The organism is Paenibacillus sp. HWE-109, from assembly GCF_022163125.1.
In the GTDB taxonomy this organism is placed as follows: Bacteria; Bacillota; Bacilli; order Paenibacillales; family NBRC-103111; genus Paenibacillus_E.
Map to the genome: position 1 here is coordinate 5,387,054 of NZ_CP091881.1, position 18,254 is coordinate 5,405,307.

Sequence of the window (18,254 nt, forward strand, 5' to 3'; positions counted from 1 at the left end):
GCATAGGTTCTTCTGTTCCTTAGCAGGTAATTTATACGTATAGGTGGTTTAATCATGACAGTACAAAGCGCTCCTTACCGCATTTTGTTGTATTATAAATTCGTCACCATTATGGACCACGAGGCGTTAGCCCGTGAACATTTGGCTTATTGCAAAAAACTTGGCATCAAAGGACGCATCCTGATTGCTCCGGAAGGTATCAATGGTACGCTTTCGGGGACTGTGGAGCAAACTGATGCTTACATGGCTATGATGCGCCAAGTCCCTCAGTTTCGAGATATGGTTTATAAAATAGATGAGAGTGAAGGCCATGCTTTCAAAAAGCTGTTCGTTCGCCCGAAAAAGGAACTCGTCACCTTCCGCTTGGAGGAAGATGTCAATCCGAATGAATTAACCGGCACTCATCTGAAGCCTAAGGAATTCTACGAAAAACTGTTGCAAGAGGATGTTATTGTCCTTGATGGCCGCAATCATTATGAATTCGACATCGGCCATTTCCGCGGCGCTATTCGTCCGGAAGTTGAAACGACAAGAGAATTCCCGGAGTGGATTCGCACCAACCTGCAGGACTTCAAGGATAAACCGATTCTGACTTACTGCACAGGCGGAATCCGCTGCGAGAAGCTATCCGGATTCCTTATTCAGGAAGGCTTCAAAGACGTCTACCAACTCGATGGCGGTATTGTCAGCTACGGGAAAGACGAAGAAGTGCAAGGCCGGCTTTTCGACGGCAAATGCTACGTCTTCGACGAACGGATCTCAGTCCCCATCAACCGGACTGACGAAGATATTGTGGTTGGCAAATGCTACCACTGCGGAACGGCCGAAGATCGCTACATTAACTGTGCGAACGATCTCTGCCATTTGAAGCACATCTGCTGCGAAGCCTGTGAAGAGGAGCACAACAGCTTCTGCTCCAAGGAGTGCGAGGAGAAGACGCTTAGCTCACTTGAGGCTTAAAGGCGTTCTTATCGAGAGCCTTTCATAAATAGGTGACCATCTGCATGCATTAAAAATGCCGCTATCTGGCCGGAATCCAGATAGCGGCATTTTTATTACGTACTAGTTTGCAGGTGCTTCTGTAATGGTATATACACCATTGACAACGGTGTTGAACGTATAGGCAAGCTCGTTTGTATGTCTCGTGGTACCTCGTGTTGCTGGGACCGTAATACCGTTTTTGTCTTTAACAACGATGCCATTCGCCCATGGAGATACCAGGGTAACTGATTTACCCACGTCGCTGATGATTTCGGCTGACAGCACTTTTCCGTTTTTCAGTTCGCTCGAAACACGGAATGCGTTTTTCGCGCGCAAGGTAACAAACTTGGCATCAACGTTCTTACTCCATGCCGGGAATAGACGCATTTCGAACGTTCCTCCGGAAATGTCATTCAACTCGTTCTGCAGCAGCATGCTGTTGACACTTTCCAGCGCACCGCTATTTTCATAAGAGGCACCGCTGTCATAGAACTTCTTGCTATTGTAGATCATGTTTAGCGTTTTATGGAAACGATCGGTTAAAAGATCAGCATCAACTCCTATTCTTGCAGCAACGGTGTACGACTTTGAAAAACCATTAAGTGTGCCGCCATTGAAATGCGGATTCAAATAATCGCCATAATCGAAGGTATCCTTGGCAATTTGAAGAAGCGCAGGGTCTGAACCTATGTTGATCAATTCACTTGGATGAACGGAGCCTTCCATGACAACAGGCTGGTTGTTATTCGAGATGTAAGCAGCCCATGGTAAATCATAGTATTTAACTTGAATTGGATTAGCGCTCTCAACACCGCCTACAAAAATCTCCTTGTTATGGCTGAAGCCAAGTGCAGCTAATTGGCTTACGGTCGTCGGGTTGTTCGTGCTTGTCGGAATCGGAGACAGGTTGGCAAGTACCTCCTGGCATTTGGCAACCAAATCTGCATCGACATTCAAACGCTGCGCCATTTCCATAAAGTCTCTGAAAGTTGAACGGATATACCCCATGTCCATGGAAGCATTGATATTCCATCCCCCTTCGTTATTTGCACTATTATAAACCCAATATTTACCGTCTTCTTTTTTCACTACAAAATCACAGTAAAATTGTACCACTTGTTTAATAGCAGGATAAATAAACCTTTTCAGATCCTCGTCATCCCTGTTATACAGCCAATCCCATTCCAAGGCTCGGGTGAACAAAGCAACGTTAGTCTTTTGGTCACTTGATAATTGGGGGATTCTTTCACTTGCAACTGGCGCTGGATCCAATTTCCCGTAGAAAGCCATTATTGGCAGCGTGTGCCTGTCGGCTTAAGTGCCCTGATATCCTCTCGCAGCCGTTCTTTGTTGCTCAAAACTTAGAGAATTCACAGCATCAGCGTAATAAGGCTGAAGCATATCCGTGCGGTTGCTGGAATGCACCCCATAGAATGGCGCTTCATAGTTATAGTTCAAAACGGCATGGCCATCGGCTGCTGAAGTATCATTCGTGTTGAATAGGCCGTTTAAACCGCCTACCACATTCGGCTGCTCGGCCCAATCTGGCGTTTGACGAATAGCGCATCCCAGTATATAGAGCGTAGTGTAATAATAATTCTGTATGACTGGGTCGTCTAATTTCACATATGATTTCAACCAATAATTTTTCCACCAGTTCAGATGATAGGCACGGGCTGTATCGATCGATGCTTCCGTTATCGCATTTAATTTCTGTAAAGCAATATTTTTCACTGTCGTTAAATCTTTGTTAACGAGAATGGAACCAATTCCAGCTGGCACTTTCAATCCGCTGTGCGTATACAACACAGTAGCGATTTTCGCAGTCTCTCCAGGATTCAGTGTCAACATAATCACGTTGTCCGCTCCCAACTGATAGTTGCCCTTGATTACTTTGGTTGCCGTTGCTCCCCGAAACACAAATCCTGTTTCGTTATCTCGGGTCAACCAAATCACATTCCTGTCGGTTCCCGTTGCATTGACAACTCCTTCAGTTGTCGGACTACTCAATTGGATTTTTACTTTCTGCGGACCGGAAGATGAACTGTCCAAGGTAACATTCGTAAACATGGCATTCTGGTCGTCCGCCACCCAAGTCTTATAGCTGACCAAATTGCTGTTATACTCCATCTTGCTGCGGATTTCGGCATTCAAAATGTCGCGTTCATGCGAGAAACGTCCGTTATCCAACTTAGGAGGATTGATCACATTGGATCCGTTATTATACAAATTAATATCCGTAATACGCGCGGAGGTCATATCGTTGGGAAAATGCAGAGTTGCATATTGCGGATTTACAGGCGTTGTTGTGTCTACCCTCAAGTATTTGGTGGTAATCGGCGCAGCAAAATCAAACGTATTGCTATAAACAGACGAATACACACTGCCTGTTACACTTTTAATTGTTGTCCAATTTACACCATTATTGGAAGTCTGGATATCATAATTATAGAGGTTATACTTCACTTCATCTGGAAAAAGTACGCTATGATGCTTGAGTTCAATCTTGTTGAATGTGAATGGCTCTCTTCCTTGAACACTGACCCACTTTTCCAGAGGACGCGGCAATCCGGTTGTTTGGGAAACTTTTTGCGAATATGATATCCACTCCGTCCCCTCATTCGAATCAAATGCATAGGCTGGACTATAATTTTGTGGATTCGCCTCATTATCTTTCTGATTATTAATTAAAATAGAATTAGAAGAGTCAAATGTAAATGGAGGTGGAGGACTAGGAGGGGATGGAACTATAGGATCTCCGTTTGCAAATGTCAACCGGGCATTCATAATTTTTTTATAACTCCACGCGTTTCCGCTGGCAAGGAAGTAGCTTTGCTGATTTCTTAAGGCATCTGAGACAACACCAAAGGTTCCATTGCCCATCAACATACCCGAAGTCATATATTTACCGTTAATAACCGTATCAACTGGCGTATTTTGTTTGGCCGTGAGTCCTGACAAGAGTGTGTTTAATTCCGGCCAATTGACTTTTGTGGATGCCGGAACGATTTTCATCGTCGTTTCATTGCTTTCGGCACCAAGAGCAAAATCATTTCCGGCAAAATCGGCTTTCACCATATAAGTGCCGACCTCGATCGGAGGCGCGTTTTTCCATGTCGCACCAGGTGTTAGCGCCTTATATTTATAAATATAAGGGACTTGGATCGGATACGATACCCCCCCTGTCATTGGAACATTAATTCCTGTATAGGTGAAGGACTGGCTCTCCAGAGAAAGTTTAATGGTTGCTTTGGTTATCGTGAGAAGGGCGACATTGCTCTCCGCGCTGTTATACGTTTCATTTCCTGGAAATACAGCCTTTACATCATACTGCCCGATTTGGGATGGGGCCGTTTCCGTAAAAGGATCGAGCGTGCCACGTCTTTTATACAGATACTTTAAAGGAATTTGCGTATAATCAACCCCTCCCTTGTAAGCGATCGGAGCGGTTGCGCCATCGGCATACCAATTGACCGGTTCGCCTGTGTAGCCGACTGTCCGATTATTCAAGGTAAGGACCGGCGCCTTATTATACAATGTGCTTACGGCATCGCTGCTGCTGAAGAGCTCGATTTCGGCCAGTCGAGCTTCGGTACCGCCTCCGGATCCGCTTTGCTCCGGGCTGATATACTCTACTTTAAAATAACGAGCCGTAACAGGCGTTGAAAGCGTACGCTGCGTGACATCATAGATATTGCGTTCCACCTGATCCACCTGAGTCCAGTTGACATCGTCCATGCTTACGCTTACTTTGAAACTCTGCGGGTTTAAGCTCTTGTCTCCAAATACGCCATAGTGGTGAAGCACATACTTGGAGATACTTTTCTCTGAAGGAAGTTGAATCTTCAACCAGTGCGGCCTCACATTGTGGTTGGATATCCAGGTATAGTTATCTCCAGAGACGTTACCGTCAATCGTTTTGCCGGAATTGTTCTTATACAAATTGCTGCTCGCCGTTACAACAACACCCGGCAATCTTGTCAATGATTGTTCATTCGGCGACGCAAATGCGAAATTGGTTTGAAGAGATGCGAACATACACGCTGCTAATAATCCTGCAATCATTTTCCTATAAGCCTGTTTCAATTTTCTCTTTTCTTTGAACATTAAATAACCTCCTCGATTTGGGGTTTGCCGAGGCTCTGCCTGAAGCTCCTCAGCCAATCTAAATCAGAAAGCACGTCTCAGCAGCCAAGCTCTTGTGTCAGAACCATATCGTCATCGCCGTACCCTGAAAGATTTATTATCCCTCCTTCCGCTATTTATGGTTATTTTAATCATGGCGGAGGTACACTTCACCCCCCGCCACGTTGACACCCGCTTACTTATTATTTGCTGCCTTCCAAGCATCAATTTGTGTTTGCATTTCAGCCAGCAGCTTATCCATGCCTGCTTTTTTCAGCTTATCATTTAATTTCGGCAACGCAGTATCAGGATCAAGCGCTCCGGTTATCAGACCCGCTTTATACTCGCTAATGGCGGAAGCGCATTGCGCCAGTTCGCTTTTCACCTTCGAAGGGTCGAAGCTGAAGCCGAGCACTTTGGATGAAATTGCGGCCTTGTTCATATCAGGGCCTGCCGGGAACCATTTGGGTTGTAACGGACTCGTCCGATAAGAATTAAACATATTGCCGTACTCCCAACCTGAAGCAACATTATAGCCGCTATTAGGGATGGTTTCGATTAAATCTTCACCTGTTTTTTTGTAATGCTTGTTTTCAATTCCATAGTTCATAAGGTTAAATAGCTTAGCGTCCGAATACATTAAATCATAAAACATCATAGCCCGCTCCGGATTCTTGGATGTACGGGGAATAGCTGTCAAAGTTCCAATAATGGAACCAGTGCTCATGTAAGGGGCAGAAAATTGTGCTGTTAATACGTTTTCCGGCTTCCCATTGCCGTAACGATCAGCTTGGTTAGCTGGTACATCTGGATTCATAACGGCTGTTCTTGTAATATACTTCCCTGCCTTCTCATCCGCCTCAAGATCCGTAATGGTCGGTGCATCTTTGCGGATAATGCCTTTTTGATACCACTCATGCATCAGCTTAAGGAAGTTCACATACTCCTTAGTCTCAAAGAGATTGACGATCTTCGTATTGTTGTCATTAATAAGAAGCACGCCTGGATTCGTGTCAGCGAAGTACTCAATGCCAAGCGCAGACCCAATATAGCCTAGCTGATCGTCGTTGCCTTTGACCCGGAATGCGTATTTATCCTTCTCACCGGTAGCAACTTTTTCCAGGAAGGGAGTCAAATCTTCTAGCTTCTTGGCTTTCGACGGGTCGAAACCATATTTATCCGCATACGTTTTATTGATAAGCATACCTGGTGTTCTTGCTAGAACTTGTGTATTAATAATGCCATACAGCTTACCGTTAATCTTGGGAGCTTCCCAGGCTTTTTCAGGCACTTGCTTCAAAATGTTCGTACCATATTTCTTGAGCAGATCCGTAACATCCAGATAAGCGCCTTTATTCACGGCTGAAACATAATCATTCGTCCAATTCGAGGTGAACATTAAATCTACATTTTCACCGGATGCAAGCACGGCCTGCATTTTTTGATCGTAATTTCCCCAATCCACAAATTCAATATCGAGGTCGGCATTAATTTTTTCTTTCGTGATTTTGCTCATCTCTGTGAATACCGCTTTAGCATCCGGGAAAGCACCTTGAGGCAGGTACCATTTGAGCGTTACCGGATCCAATTTCTTTGCTTCGGAGCTCGGAGCCGTTGTTTGGTTTGCCGCGGCAGTCGGTGAAGCTGTTGAAGGGGTTTCCCCCGTTTTGCCGCAACCGGCAAGCATCATGGAGCTCAACAGGATCGTGGATAATACAACCGGCAGCGATTTCATTTTTCTAGTTCTCATTTTTAGTGCCTCCCTAATTATCTATTATTGAACACCCAGATGAGTGCAACAACCTAACCTTTAACAGCGCCTAATGTGAGCCCTTTAACGATGTACTTCTGAAAGAATGGAAAAACGAACATCATAGGACCTATCGCCAGCACCGCAATAGCCATGCGAGCGGATTCTCCAGGAATTTGATCCATATTAATATTCAGCCCCGCCTGCATATGACTGGTTAAATGCTCCAGATTCGACATGATGCTCTGCAGCAAGTATTGCAGGGGTACGAGATTTGTATCCGAAATGTACAACATGGCCAGCCACCAATCATTCCAGTAGCCCAGCGCGTAGAATAACCCGACAGTAGCCAGCGCAGGCTTGGACAATGGCACGATGATACCGCCGAAGATGCGCAGCTCGCTTGCTCCGTCGATCTTCGCTGATTCTATGATTTCAAATGGCAGACTTATCAGAAATCCGCGCATGAGCATGGCGAACCAAGCACTTACGCCATAAGGCAGAAACAGAGAAAATATCGTGTCCTGCAAATGCAGAATCTTGGTCACAACCATATAGGTGGGGACAAGCCCCCCATTGAAAATCATTGTAAAAAATACATAAAACGTCGTAATGCGGTGATATCTGTAATCTTTACGTGTCATGACGTAAGCAACAGAAGTTGTCAAAACGAGGCTTAAAACAGTGCCTAGAACAGTAACGATCATTGTAATGACATACGCATTGATCAACTGCTTCGGCGTTTGTACCAGATAGGTATAGGCCATGCCAGAGATATGCTTAGGAATGAGGCTATATCCATAGTGTGCGATATCCGAATCAGAGGATACTGACACCGAAAGCACATAAATCAGCGGAATGACCGTCACTATTGAAATTAAAATGAAAAACGTGATATTGATACCATGGAACCATTGCTGCGCCCGATTTCGAATCGGCATAACTTTCTCTCCTTTCTGCCTAGAACAATGCGCTCTCGCTGTCTATTTTTTTGACGATCCGATTTGTAATTAGGACAAGCACAAGACCGACAAACGATTGGTAAAGACCTGCGGCTGATGCCATCCCGATATCGCCTACGACTCTTAACGAACGATACACGTAGGTGTCAATAACATCGGTAGTCGCATATAAGGCTCCAGCATTGCGGGGAACGAAATAAAACAAGCCGAAATCCGAAAAGAATATCTTGCCCACATTCAGCATGAAAAGCAACAGCACCAGAGGCACAATTAGCGGATACGAAATGCGCAAGATCTGTTGATACCTGGAGGCTCCATCAATAGAAGCTGCTTCATAATAGCTCGGATCAATTGACATCAATCCAGTATAGAAAATGATTGCCGTATAGCCGACATTTTTCCAGAGATACGTAATCACCAGGATCACAGGCCAATATTTGGGATCCGAGTACCAATCTACTGGCGCGATCTTCAGCCCTTCCAGCAACTTATTGACGGCGCCATAAGTAGGATTTAGCAGAATATACGTTAAATAGCCTACGACAACCCAGGACAAAAAATAAGGAAAAAAAAGCACAGTTTGAAACACTCTCACTGCTTTTCTTCCCAGCTCAGCCAGCAGAATTCCGCATACAACCGAAGCCGCCAATCCAATAACAATAAACAAAGCATTCAACAGCAGCGTATTACGCGTTACTCTGAGCGCATCCTGAGAAGTAAAGAAAAACTTAAAATTATCCAGACCCGCCCAATCGCTCCCCCAGATCCCTTTGGCATAATTAAAGTCCTTGAATGCCAGTACAGTTCCGAACATCGGCAAGTAAGAGAAAGCAAAAACAAACAGCAGTGCCGGAAGTGAAATGAGAAACAAACTTTTGTTTTTTCTCAAATAGGTTATCTCTTTCTTTAGCGCAATCACAGTCCCACTCCTTCGGTAAATTAATGTCTCGGCTTGATGACACCCCAAATGTAAGGCATATGTTAATGAACCGTATACTGCTCATTTTTTTTCAAACTGTTTCGGCGACCGCACTTTTTCGACCTTCCCCTTTCCATGACTGCATTTTTTTATCGGTATACAAAAAAACCGTTACGCAGCAAGGTCTGAGCGGCCTATACTAACGTAAACGGTCTTGCTCCTCACATTCGTTCCTTCGCTCGTTTGGCGATAAACTCACGGGGCGTTGTTCCAAATTTAGCTTTAAACACTTTATAAAAATAGCTTTCATTTTCAAAACCGACTCTATGAATAATCTCTTGAATTGTTAATTGCGAATTCTCCATCCATTCAACAGCCTTCTCCAATCGAACACGGTTGATATAATCAGGAATAGACATTTGTTTATATGACTTGAAAAGCTTGCCGATTTTGGAGGGGGATACGCCTACGATCTGAGCGATCTCTGCAGCCCCTAAATTCATGTCGGCATACCGTTCGCTGATCAATTGCTCAATACGAATCGCTTTGGTCGTTTCATCAGAGACTTGATGACTTTGCGCCTCCGTATCACTCGTAACTTCATAAATGACTTCCATTAATTTGATTTGAAATTCGGTAATCGTTTCTATTTCCAGCAATTCTTTACTCATCAGAATCGCATTTACTTTGACGGGTTTTGGACGGGCCTTATTCAAGTCATAGACAAGATACTTAAATTGGTTCACGGTATGCAGCAAGGACAGCATCATATCGCTGTATTCCAACCTTTTCACTTCATCCAACAGATCAACTAATTTATCGGTTGCCCCTCGATAGTTAGCAGTCCGCACTTGCTCGAGCAGTTGATTTTCAAGCTCCAGCACTCGGTCCATTGAAGGAATCTGACCCAATTGTGTAATGTAGTCTTGTGTCAATAACGACATTTTACCGGAGATGAATCGATACATCGATACATAGAGTGCCTGTTGATATGCCGTTGTTAAATAGGTATGGTCTGTGACACTGACACTTAATGATGCTGTAATTGACATCTGATAACGCTGCAGCAAATAGATCTGACACTCCTGAATAAGCAGCAAAATGGACTCCTTCAGCATATCTTCCGGCATATCCGCCTGTAGAATCAAGGCAACATGATCGTTGCGCAAGTCAACTGCTTCTGCCAGACATACCTTGCTTAAAGATTCCAAAGCGATGTTCATTACCGCGAAAACGAACAGCTCTTTCTCTTCCAGCTTTTGTTCAGTCAAACTCTTATAATCATCGAATTTTAGTACGCAGATCATAAAGTTTTGCTCCTGCCGGAATGGCAGCTTGTACTCTTTGCTGAATAATTCAAACTCGTCTTGGGAAACCGATAAGCTGTTTAATACCCATTTGCTTAAAAAGCGGTTCTTCCTATGTTGTTGATTGGAAGTCCTCTCTAATTGGAACTGTCCCAGTTGATTTGCGGAATTCCTATAAACGTCCTGTAAAAAACTAAACTCATCCTTCGAAGGACCAATTTGCTCGCCGAATGAATGGCTCGATCGGAGCTGGGCAACCAATTGTTCGACAGGTTTGTAGATCCCTCTGGATACTTGCAAGAGAACTAATAATGTGACAAACAGAACTATGACAGTTATGACAATAATGCTGGTTCTCAGTTTATTCAAATAAACGTAGGCTTCATCGTAGGGAACCGTTTTGAACAAAACCCATCCGGTATTATCGACAGCGATGTACGCAGCCAAATACTTAGTGCCGTTCAATTTTACTGTGAAGTAGTTTCCTGTCTCTCCCGAAGATTCATATTTTTCCTTTAATAAGGCTTCCAGCTTCACTCCTTCCTCAGACGATTCCTGACTCACTTCAATGAAATCGCGCTTGTCACTAAGAATGAACATTTGACTAAGCTGCTCCGCTTCAAAATTGTTTATCGTTTTGATATTATCGAACAACCACTCTAATTTGATATTAATAATGACGGCTCCATCCATTCGGCCCTGCTCATCGGTCAGTTCATACATCACGTAGGTAAGAACTTTTTCCTTTTGGACGTGCTGTGAGTCGAGACTCACATTCATTTCACGGAATATCGGCTTAAGCGGCGGTAAAGACCCCCCATGCAATTGCAAAAGTCTCTCCCACTCTGTGTCATTATGAATAAATTCGCCGAATGTGGAATACGTTGTATGCTTGTTATTGTTATAAATGTATACCGAATGGACGAACGAATTGCTCCAAACAACAGAGCTTCTCAGCTTGTTCATCATATTCATATAATCAAAAGTCTCGTTATCATTCAAATACATTAATGACTTAACATCGTTATTGTTGTAAGTCGACAAAATTAAATTTCGAACCATACTATTTAAATTTTCCATATTGTATTTGGTCTGAGCAAGAAGCTTTTGGCTATTCTTGTATTCACTCTCAAGAACCTTTTCCTGGACGTTATAGTACACGACACTCGATAAAATAGCAGTCACCAATAAGATTAACGAGGCGAACCATAAGTAGATGCGGGCTAAATATTTTTTGGAACTCAGCTTTATCATTATTTTCACTCTATATACCCCCACAATGACCAACATGAAATCAATATCTAAAATGAAATCAGTTAGATTTTAACATCCGCAAACTTAAATTCAAACAGTATTTATAATTTCTAACAATTTCATTAAAATAGTAAGAAAACCCAGCCTGCGGCTAGGTCTTCTACAATAATTTCAGCTGCCTTAAAGTGAAAACATAGTTGATCCTAACCTCTTGTCACCCTGATCTGTATCAAAAATATACTTGCTTAACAAAGTACTGTATACTGTTCATTTTCTGTTTCTTCCCAGCTGCTTACTGTACTTTTTTGTCCCTCTACGTTTTCTCAAATTGAAGACATCCAAAGATAATCCCCCTACTGGGTGAACTAAAAAAAGATGGCTCCTGTTCAATAATGAATCAAGAGTCATCTTTTTTAACCTAATTTTTTTGTATGTACTAAGACAATTGTTCTGCGATTGGATCTATAAGCGGGTAGACCAACTCTTCCTCTAAAGTGAAGTGTTTAAGCAGGATGAGACAGGCTGTCATAAGTTCAGAAGCCATCAGATGCAAAAACTCCATATCTATCGGTACTTTCATCGCATTCACACCATCTACGTAGGCCTGCACAACTCGTTTGGCCAAGTCATGATCCTGTTCTAGGACAGTGATGGAACGCGAGAAGGAGAGAGCTACCGCCCCATTCAAATACGTCAGTAAATGAGGGAATAATTCCTGTTCTTCCCATTCCGAGTGCTGTTCCAACTCCTCAACAAGGTAGAGAATACGATCTTGCAACTCAATCAGCTTGCACATTCCTATTGAGCAATCCCCAAGGGAATACAAGGAAGCAGCCATCGTACGGATCTCGGAGAGCTGTTCGCGCATCTGCAAATGCTCCTCTTTCAGACGCTCTACGAGCATCGGAAAGTAGCTGGGATCCACGATGTACTCCCTATTCGTGCGAATGCTCAAACGGTCGATCATTAGACATCCTCCTTTAATTAAAACTGCCCCACTTCCGCATTATCATTCTATGCGGGGTGGGGCAGCTCTCATGCGAAGGAATTGTTGAAGCTTAGACCGTTAGCGAATTCGACTCTCCGTAAGATGGAACTGATTGACGAGTTGGAGCAGCGATTGCGTAATCGCTCCAACATCCCCTGTCGTTTGGCGCACGTGAAGCATGTCCTGCAGAAGCTCCTGGACCGTGCTCTCCACCTCAGCAGAGATATGGCGATTCTCCTTGCTCACGCCTGCGACCTTCTCCATCAGTGCCACTACTTCCTCCACAACCTGCGTCTTCATCGTGTCGTGGGCATTGGCGCTGCTAAGAATTTCTGAAGCCGCCGCAACAATTTGCGTCCCTTCCAGCACAACCTGCGTGCCTTCTTCCATGGAGATGAAGGCTTCGTTCGCATGACGCTCAATTTGTTCGATCGTTTCATTGATTTCGGTTGTCGACTTCTTCGTCAAATCCGCCAGCTTGCGAATTTCTCCTGCCACAACCGCGAAACCTTTCCCATGCTCGCCAACTCTGGCTGCTTCGATGGAAGCATTCAACGAGAGAAGGTTCGTCTGCGCCGAGATTTCCTCGATCACTTGCAGCAGCTTGGGAATTTCCTGCGTCGTCTGCAAGAACGTTTGGATCGTGCGGTTCGTTTCCGCTACTTTAGCGGAAATATGATTCATTTTATCCCCGATGCGACCCACTTCATCCTGGGCAACAGCAATTTGTCCGGATGCTTTTTGTTCCAACTCACGTAAGGTGCCGCTCATATTCTGCGTAACATCCTTCGCGACATCGATATCCTTCAATTGGCCGCGCAAAGAGCGAATCATATTATGAATTTGGGTGCTCATTCGACCCGTTGACTGTTCCGTTGAACCCGTGGATTCATTCATCCGTTCTTGAGTTACCTGCACTTCTGCTGCTGCTTGTTTTACTTGCAGCATGATCCCTTCCAGGGAATCGATCATATTGTTGATCCATTTGGCCAGCTCCTGTGTCTCATCGCCAGCGAACTCTTTGACGTTGAGCCTCTGCGTTAAGTCTCCGCTGCCCTCGGCATTAAGCCGAATGAATTTATTCAATTGCAGAATCTGTCGCACAATGGGCTTGGTCCCCTTCTGACTGAACATTTTGGCACCGATGAAGCCGTATACGAGAGTACCAGCAGCCAGACTTAGCGCACCAGTAAGATTAGAAACGCGACCATTCATCAGCCAAAATCCCCCGCCAGCGAGTAAAATAAAGCCTATCATGTATTGCAACTGCAAGCTGAACAATTTCCAATCAATACTGCGAATCCGATACACTTCCTCCAGATCTCCCTCGCACATCATCCCCCATAGATCCGGGCAATGCGGCAGCTGGAAGGTAACCCCCTTGCCAATGACAGAAATATGTCGATAATCGGAATAACCAGGGAACTCCACGAATAGATTATTTCCCTTAGCAATCGTTCCTGCAACCCCCGGGTGAAGTTGTCCAGTAGCCGGATCCGTAAAGATAAGCTCGAGCTCCGTATGCTGTTTGACAGCGACTATGCCGTAATCCGTTCGTACACCATCCTTGAGATTGTCACCATGTGTAAATGTAAGATCTTCAAACCGGCTGCGGGACAATGCTGTGCCAGGGGCAATCTGCTTATTTAAAACAGGCTTAGCCATAAATAAATAGTTATCACCGGAATCCGGATAGACATGACCTGATTCACGCTGAATCAAATCCCCGAGCACATCGTTGGGAACTCGGCCACAGATGGCCCCTTTCCAGATTCCATTCTCCATAATGGGTACGATAAAAGTTAGTGTCATCGCATCATGGAAGGGTGACGTACTGGGACCAATCTGCAAGGTTAGCGGATCCGAATAGGGGCCGAATAAACACTTTTGACCCTTGCGAGCTTCTTCTAAACCCTTGGTTAGCACACTTCCAAATTCGTATGTCCTTCCTTTGTGCGCAGGGTAGGTTGAGTCTATCACGGTTGCTTTCTCACTCAGCAAGAAGATTTCCGAGAAATCAGCTCCGCTCTTATGCGCCGCTGTTAGCAAACGCCCAACGAGCAAGTCATCCTGGGACTTATCACCTGCTGTAGCTTCCAAGAACTGTGCGAGCAATCGATCCAGATTGGACCAATAACTTTCCACCCAGCTTTGTAGAATACCTATCCTCGTTTGTGCAATGCCTTCGAAAATATGCGCAACATCATCCTTTAGCTGACGATTTAGCCGATATGACCACCACAGCGGTAGTCCCTTGCGAAAACCTAACCAATCAAACATATTCAAGTCCCCCTATAATCACATTTAAAGTGACTTTATTTAACATTGCTTTAAACGACATTTTATAGCTGATTTCGACGTAAATCAAGACAAAAGTTGACATTTTTTAGAAATATTTGCGTACCTCGTGAATTCTTCCGTTAATGTTCAATAATTTAGTGTCAGTTATATTGACATAATATTCTGAAAAATCTACAATATAAGAAAAACCATATTTACCCATCAATTTGCGTTATATTTACTCACATCAAAACGAACCTAGATCAGAAAGGAGGCCTGGTTTCTGCTTCGGGCCCATCTTATACGTAGCTTCCGAATGCATGCTTAAGAAACCAGGGAGCTGCAATGTCTAAACCTGAGAATCTGGTCACCAATCCTTATGATCCCCATCCTTTTTATGATGAGATGTTCATGAATGCTTACTCGGTAAGAAGCCATTATCAAAGCGTTTTCCGCCAATTCATGTCCATGAAAGCCGGGAGCCTTAACAAGCGGCAATCCGCCACGATGAAACGCATGATGGAGGAAGGCATCACCTTCACGCTCTATAGCCCTGATCAAGCTGAACCTCTGGAACGGACGATTCCCTTCGATCCTATCCCGCGCATTATTCCAAGGGACGAATGGCTTACACTTGAGAAAGGTCTTAGGCAGCGCGTTAAAGCATTGAATTTATTTCTCAAAGATATTTATCATGACCAGTCCATCCTCAAGGATGGGATCATCCCGAGGAAAATGGTCTTATCTAATTGTTATTTCCGTCCTGAAATGATGCGGCTTTCCATCCCTAACGATGTGTATGTCACTGTCTCCGGCATCGATTTGATCCGTGATGAACAAGGGGAATACTTCGTGCTTGAAGATAACCTTCGCTCACCATCCGGTTTCTCCTATTTGTATAAAAGTCGATCGATTATGACGCACTTGTTCCCAGAGCTTGTGTTCAGCCATTCGATCCAAGATATTGAGCAGAGCCTGAACGTATTTCTCTCTGCACTGCGCAGATTGAGCCCTTCCGGGAAATCAGACCCGGTCATTGGCTTACTGACGCCAGGCTGTTATAATTCCGCCTACTTCGAACATACGTTCCTTGCCCAGCAAATGGGCATCCAGCTTGTAGAAGGACACGACCTCGTCGTCATCGATCATAAAGTATATATCCGCGGGATCAAAGGACTTCGTCAGATCGACGTCCTCTATCGCCGAATTGACGATGATTTCCTGGACCCGCTCGCTTTTGACCCGAACTCCATGCTTGGCGTCGCCGGCATTATGAATGCGTATCGTGCAGGCAATATCAACATCGTGAATGCGCCGGGAACCGGAGTCGCTGACGATAAAGCCATTTACGCCTATGTGCCTGATATGATTCGTTACTATTTAAATGAAGAGCCTATTTTGAAGAATGTGCCCACTTATATTTTATCAAGACCCGAAGAGCGCGATTACGTGCTTCAACATCTGGACGAAATGGTCGTCAAAGAAACCTCGCTCTCAGGCGGCTACGGCATGCTCATCGGACCTTCAGCAACGGATAGTGAAATCGCTGATTTCAGGCTCAAAATCATCGCCGATCCTGATCGGTATATCGCCCAGCCAACCATTCAGCTCTCCAGAGCTCCCGTTATGATGGACGGCCAAATGGCAGCGCGGCATATTGATTTGAGAGCCTTCGTCATCGCTGGAGAGAACATTCAAGTCATTCCCGGGGGCCTCACACGCGTCGCTCTGAAGGAAGGTTCGCTCGTGGTTAACTCCTCGCAAGGCGGGGGATGCAAAGATACGTGGGTCACTCATTCGTAGAGAAAAGATTGGAGGCAGGTAAGATATGGTGATGATGGGGCGAACGGCGGAAGCTTTATTCTGGATTGGCAGGTATACGGAAAGAACGGAGAATCATGCGAGATTAATTGATGTGTATTATCATATCCGCGAGGACAAAGAGGGCCAAGGTGGTCAGGCTTGGAGTCGTTTAATCGACACGATTGGTGATCGTGCTGTATTTACCGAACAATTCGGCAGCTTCACCGAACAGCATGTTCTTCAGTACATTACACTGGATAAAAACAATGCGAATTCCTTGCTAGCTTGTACGAATCATGCCCGAGCCAATCTACGAAATATCCGCGAGAAAATGCCTGCCGAGCTATGGGACATCATGAACGGCTTGTATTTGTGGCTCAAAGAAAAAGAAGTGCGCGATATTACAAGCGATTCGCCGCATCTTTTCTATCGCTTTATTCGCGATACGTTGTCAATGTTTCAAGGGGCAGCCACTTCGGTCATGCCGCGTCAAAACGAATGGTATTTCGTAGAAGCTGGCCGATACCTCGAAAGAGCCGAAAATTTACTGCGTTTGCTCCAATCCCTCTGTCAGGATTACGCCAGAGAAGAAGGTTCATCCTATCCGCTAATGCTGTCTGTTCTGAAATCGGTAAGCGGCTATGAGTCCTACCGCAAAGAATATGCGGATACGGTTAATCTCAGCAATATCATTAAGTTCCTCATGCTCCAAGAAGCGTTCCCGCGCTCGATCAGCTTCTCTTTCCAAGCGTTGGAGCGTTCCTTGAAAGGCATTCAGCTGGATGAGCCTGATCTGAACAACGCCATTCACAAGATCGCCAAGCTAGCCGGGAAAGTGAGAGCTAACCTCGCTTGTATGGACGAAGATGATATCTTGTCCGGCAAGTTGGAAATGACGCTGCAAGCCCTTCGTGATTCGTGCAACCTGATGGGAATTCGGATGTCCAAAGTCTTTTTTCCCTCCCTGGAGGAGGTCATCGCATGAAGAAACTGGAGATAACGCATATCACACGCTACTCCTACACGGATACAGCGCAGGACAGTGTCAATGAAGTGCGTTTAACGCCACTCACGGATAACCGTCAAGCTTGTTACCACCACAGTATCGTGACAGAACCGGTTTCCGCTTTATTCACCTACTCGGATTTTTTTCACAATCGGGTTCATGCTTTTACCATCAATAAGCTTCATCGCGAGTTGACAATCAAAATGACATCAACGGTTGTCACCCATGATAATGATCATATACCGGTTGACAATCCATCTCCTTATGAAGAGAAGGCTATGCGGTTCAGCGATGCTTTCCAAAATGAACACGCGGAATATTTGCTTCCAACGAGTTATACGGGACTAACGAATGAGATCAAAGCTTATTCAGATGCCATACCGGATCAAAATGTGAGCCTCTACGCCTTACTGTGCCATATTTACACAACGATCAATAGAGATTTCACCTACGATCCCATGGCTACATCCGTACAGACTACTGTCGGAGAAATGCTGCAAAATAAGCGTGGTGTCTGCCAAGACTACTCCCACTTCATGATTGCAATTTGTCGCGATAAAGGGATTCCAGCACGTTATGTGAGCGGTTATCATTTTGTTGGCGATCTGCAAGGCGGCAGCGCTGATTTCACGCAAGCCTCTCACGCCTGGGTTGAATGCTTCATCCCGGGCTCCGGCTGGTTCGGTTTTGATCCTACCAATAACTGTGAAGTGAACTGGCGTTACATCAAATTGGGGCATGGCCGCGACTACAATGATATCGTTCCCGTCAAAGGCGTTTACCGCGGAGCTGGGCAACAGGATTTGGAAGTTATTGTGGACGTTAAACTGATTGGATAATCCTTGGTATGAACAGCAAACCAAAAAGGTTATCTCGAAA

General features: G+C 44.8%; 12 protein-coding genes. 4 read left to right on the forward strand and 8 right to left on the reverse strand.

The window, feature by feature from the left end:
* Nucleotides 1-54 precede the first annotated feature (54 nt).
* Nucleotides 55-960 carry an oxygen-dependent tRNA uridine(34) hydroxylase TrhO gene (trhO, locus tag LOZ80_RS22965; RefSeq protein ID WP_238166879.1) on the forward strand — a complete coding sequence of 302 codons (906 nt, stop codon included), beginning with the start codon at nucleotides 55-57 and terminating at the stop codon, nucleotides 958-960.
* Nucleotides 961-1,062: 102 nt separating this feature from the next.
* On the opposite strand, the gene LOZ80_RS22970 is transcribed toward trhO, so the two are convergent.
* The 8 genes from LOZ80_RS22970 to LOZ80_RS23005 all read right to left on the reverse strand — a co-directional run bounded on the left by LOZ80_RS22970 (nucleotide 1,063) and on the right by LOZ80_RS23005 (nucleotide 14,566).
* The gene (locus tag LOZ80_RS22970; protein WP_238166880.1) at nucleotides 1,063-2,271 is read right to left on the reverse strand and encodes a glycosyl hydrolase family 95 catalytic domain-containing protein; all 1,209 of its coding nucleotides are present in this window, start codon (nucleotides 2,269-2,271) and stop codon (nucleotides 1,063-1,065) included.
* Between the two features lie 24 nt (nucleotides 2,272-2,295).
* Entirely contained in the window at nucleotides 2,296-5,088 is a 2,793-nt protein-coding gene (locus LOZ80_RS22975; RefSeq protein WP_238166881.1) for a discoidin domain-containing protein, read from the reverse strand.
* A gap of 214 nt (nucleotides 5,089-5,302) precedes the next feature.
* A complete protein-coding gene (locus tag LOZ80_RS22980; RefSeq protein WP_238166882.1) occupies nucleotides 5,303-6,856 on the reverse strand; it encodes an ABC transporter substrate-binding protein in 1,554 nt (517 codons plus the stop codon).
* Between the two features lie 53 nt (nucleotides 6,857-6,909).
* Nucleotides 6,910-7,797: a carbohydrate ABC transporter permease gene (locus LOZ80_RS22985; RefSeq protein ID WP_238166883.1), complete on the reverse strand. Its 888-nt coding sequence runs from the start codon at nucleotides 7,795-7,797 to the stop codon at nucleotides 6,910-6,912.
* A 19-nt stretch (nucleotides 7,798-7,816) separates the two neighbouring features.
* Nucleotides 7,817-8,707, reverse strand: coding sequence for an ABC transporter permease (locus LOZ80_RS22990; protein WP_238166884.1), 891 nt, complete (start codon nucleotides 8,705-8,707; stop codon nucleotides 7,817-7,819).
* A 251-nt stretch (nucleotides 8,708-8,958) separates the two neighbouring features.
* Nucleotides 8,959-11,298, reverse strand: a complete 2,340-nt coding sequence (locus LOZ80_RS22995) for an AraC family transcriptional regulator (RefSeq protein WP_238173083.1) — start codon at nucleotides 11,296-11,298, stop codon at nucleotides 8,959-8,961.
* 436 nt (nucleotides 11,299-11,734) lie between these two features.
* The gene (locus LOZ80_RS23000; RefSeq protein WP_238166885.1) at nucleotides 11,735-12,265 is read right to left on the reverse strand and encodes a hemerythrin domain-containing protein; all 531 of its coding nucleotides are present in this window, start codon (nucleotides 12,263-12,265) and stop codon (nucleotides 11,735-11,737) included.
* A 99-nt stretch (nucleotides 12,266-12,364) separates the two neighbouring features.
* Nucleotides 12,365-14,566, reverse strand: coding sequence for a methyl-accepting chemotaxis protein (locus LOZ80_RS23005; RefSeq protein WP_238166886.1), 2,202 nt, complete (start codon nucleotides 14,564-14,566; stop codon nucleotides 12,365-12,367).
* A 345-nt stretch (nucleotides 14,567-14,911) separates the two neighbouring features.
* Between LOZ80_RS23005 and LOZ80_RS23010 the strand changes: the two genes are divergently transcribed.
* Genes LOZ80_RS23010 through LOZ80_RS23020 form a run of 3 tightly spaced genes read left to right on the forward strand, consistent with a single transcriptional unit; the run spans nucleotide 14,912 to nucleotide 18,214 of the window.
* On the forward strand, nucleotides 14,912-16,369 hold the full coding sequence (locus LOZ80_RS23010; RefSeq protein WP_238166887.1) for a circularly permuted type 2 ATP-grasp protein: 1,458 nt from the start codon (nucleotides 14,912-14,914) through the stop codon (nucleotides 16,367-16,369).
* A gap of 25 nt (nucleotides 16,370-16,394) precedes the next feature.
* Nucleotides 16,395-17,354 carry an alpha-E domain-containing protein gene (locus LOZ80_RS23015; protein WP_238166888.1) on the forward strand — a complete coding sequence of 320 codons (960 nt, stop codon included), beginning with the start codon at nucleotides 16,395-16,397 and terminating at the stop codon, nucleotides 17,352-17,354.
* Nucleotides 17,351-18,214 carry a transglutaminase family protein gene (locus LOZ80_RS23020; protein ID WP_238166889.1) on the forward strand — a complete coding sequence of 288 codons (864 nt, stop codon included), beginning with the start codon at nucleotides 17,351-17,353 and terminating at the stop codon, nucleotides 18,212-18,214. Before LOZ80_RS23015 ends, LOZ80_RS23020 begins: the two co-directional genes overlap by 4 nt.
* The last annotated feature ends 40 nt before the right edge of the window (nucleotides 18,215-18,254 follow it).

Excerpts from the sequence above, each read along its gene's own strand:
- trhO (WP_238166879.1), top strand. The coding sequence starts at position 55 with ATGACAGTACAAAGCGCTCCTTACCGCATTTTGTTGTATTATAAATTC.
- LOZ80_RS22970 (WP_238166880.1), bottom strand. The coding sequence starts at position 2,271 with ATGGCTTTCTACGGGAAATTGGATCCAGCGCCAGTTGCAAGTGAAAGA.
- LOZ80_RS22975 (WP_238166881.1), bottom strand. The coding sequence starts at position 5,088 with ATGTTCAAAGAAAAGAGAAAATTGAAACAGGCTTATAGGAAAATGATT.
- LOZ80_RS22980 (WP_238166882.1), bottom strand. The coding sequence starts at position 6,856 with ATGAGAACTAGAAAAATGAAATCGCTGCCGGTTGTATTATCCACGATC.
- LOZ80_RS22985 (WP_238166883.1), bottom strand. The coding sequence starts at position 7,797 with ATGCCGATTCGAAATCGGGCGCAGCAATGGTTCCATGGTATCAATATC.
- LOZ80_RS22995 (WP_238173083.1), bottom strand. The coding sequence starts at position 11,298 with ATGATAAAGCTGAGTTCCAAAAAATATTTAGCCCGCATCTACTTATGG.
- LOZ80_RS23000 (WP_238166885.1), bottom strand. The coding sequence starts at position 12,265 with ATGATCGACCGTTTGAGCATTCGCACGAATAGGGAGTACATCGTGGAT.
- LOZ80_RS23005 (WP_238166886.1), bottom strand. The coding sequence starts at position 14,566 with ATGTTTGATTGGTTAGGTTTTCGCAAGGGACTACCGCTGTGGTGGTCA.
- LOZ80_RS23010 (WP_238166887.1), top strand. The coding sequence starts at position 14,912 with ATGTCTAAACCTGAGAATCTGGTCACCAATCCTTATGATCCCCATCCT.
- LOZ80_RS23015 (WP_238166888.1), top strand. The coding sequence starts at position 16,395 with ATGGTGATGATGGGGCGAACGGCGGAAGCTTTATTCTGGATTGGCAGG.
- LOZ80_RS23020 (WP_238166889.1), top strand. The coding sequence starts at position 17,351 with ATGAAGAAACTGGAGATAACGCATATCACACGCTACTCCTACACGGAT.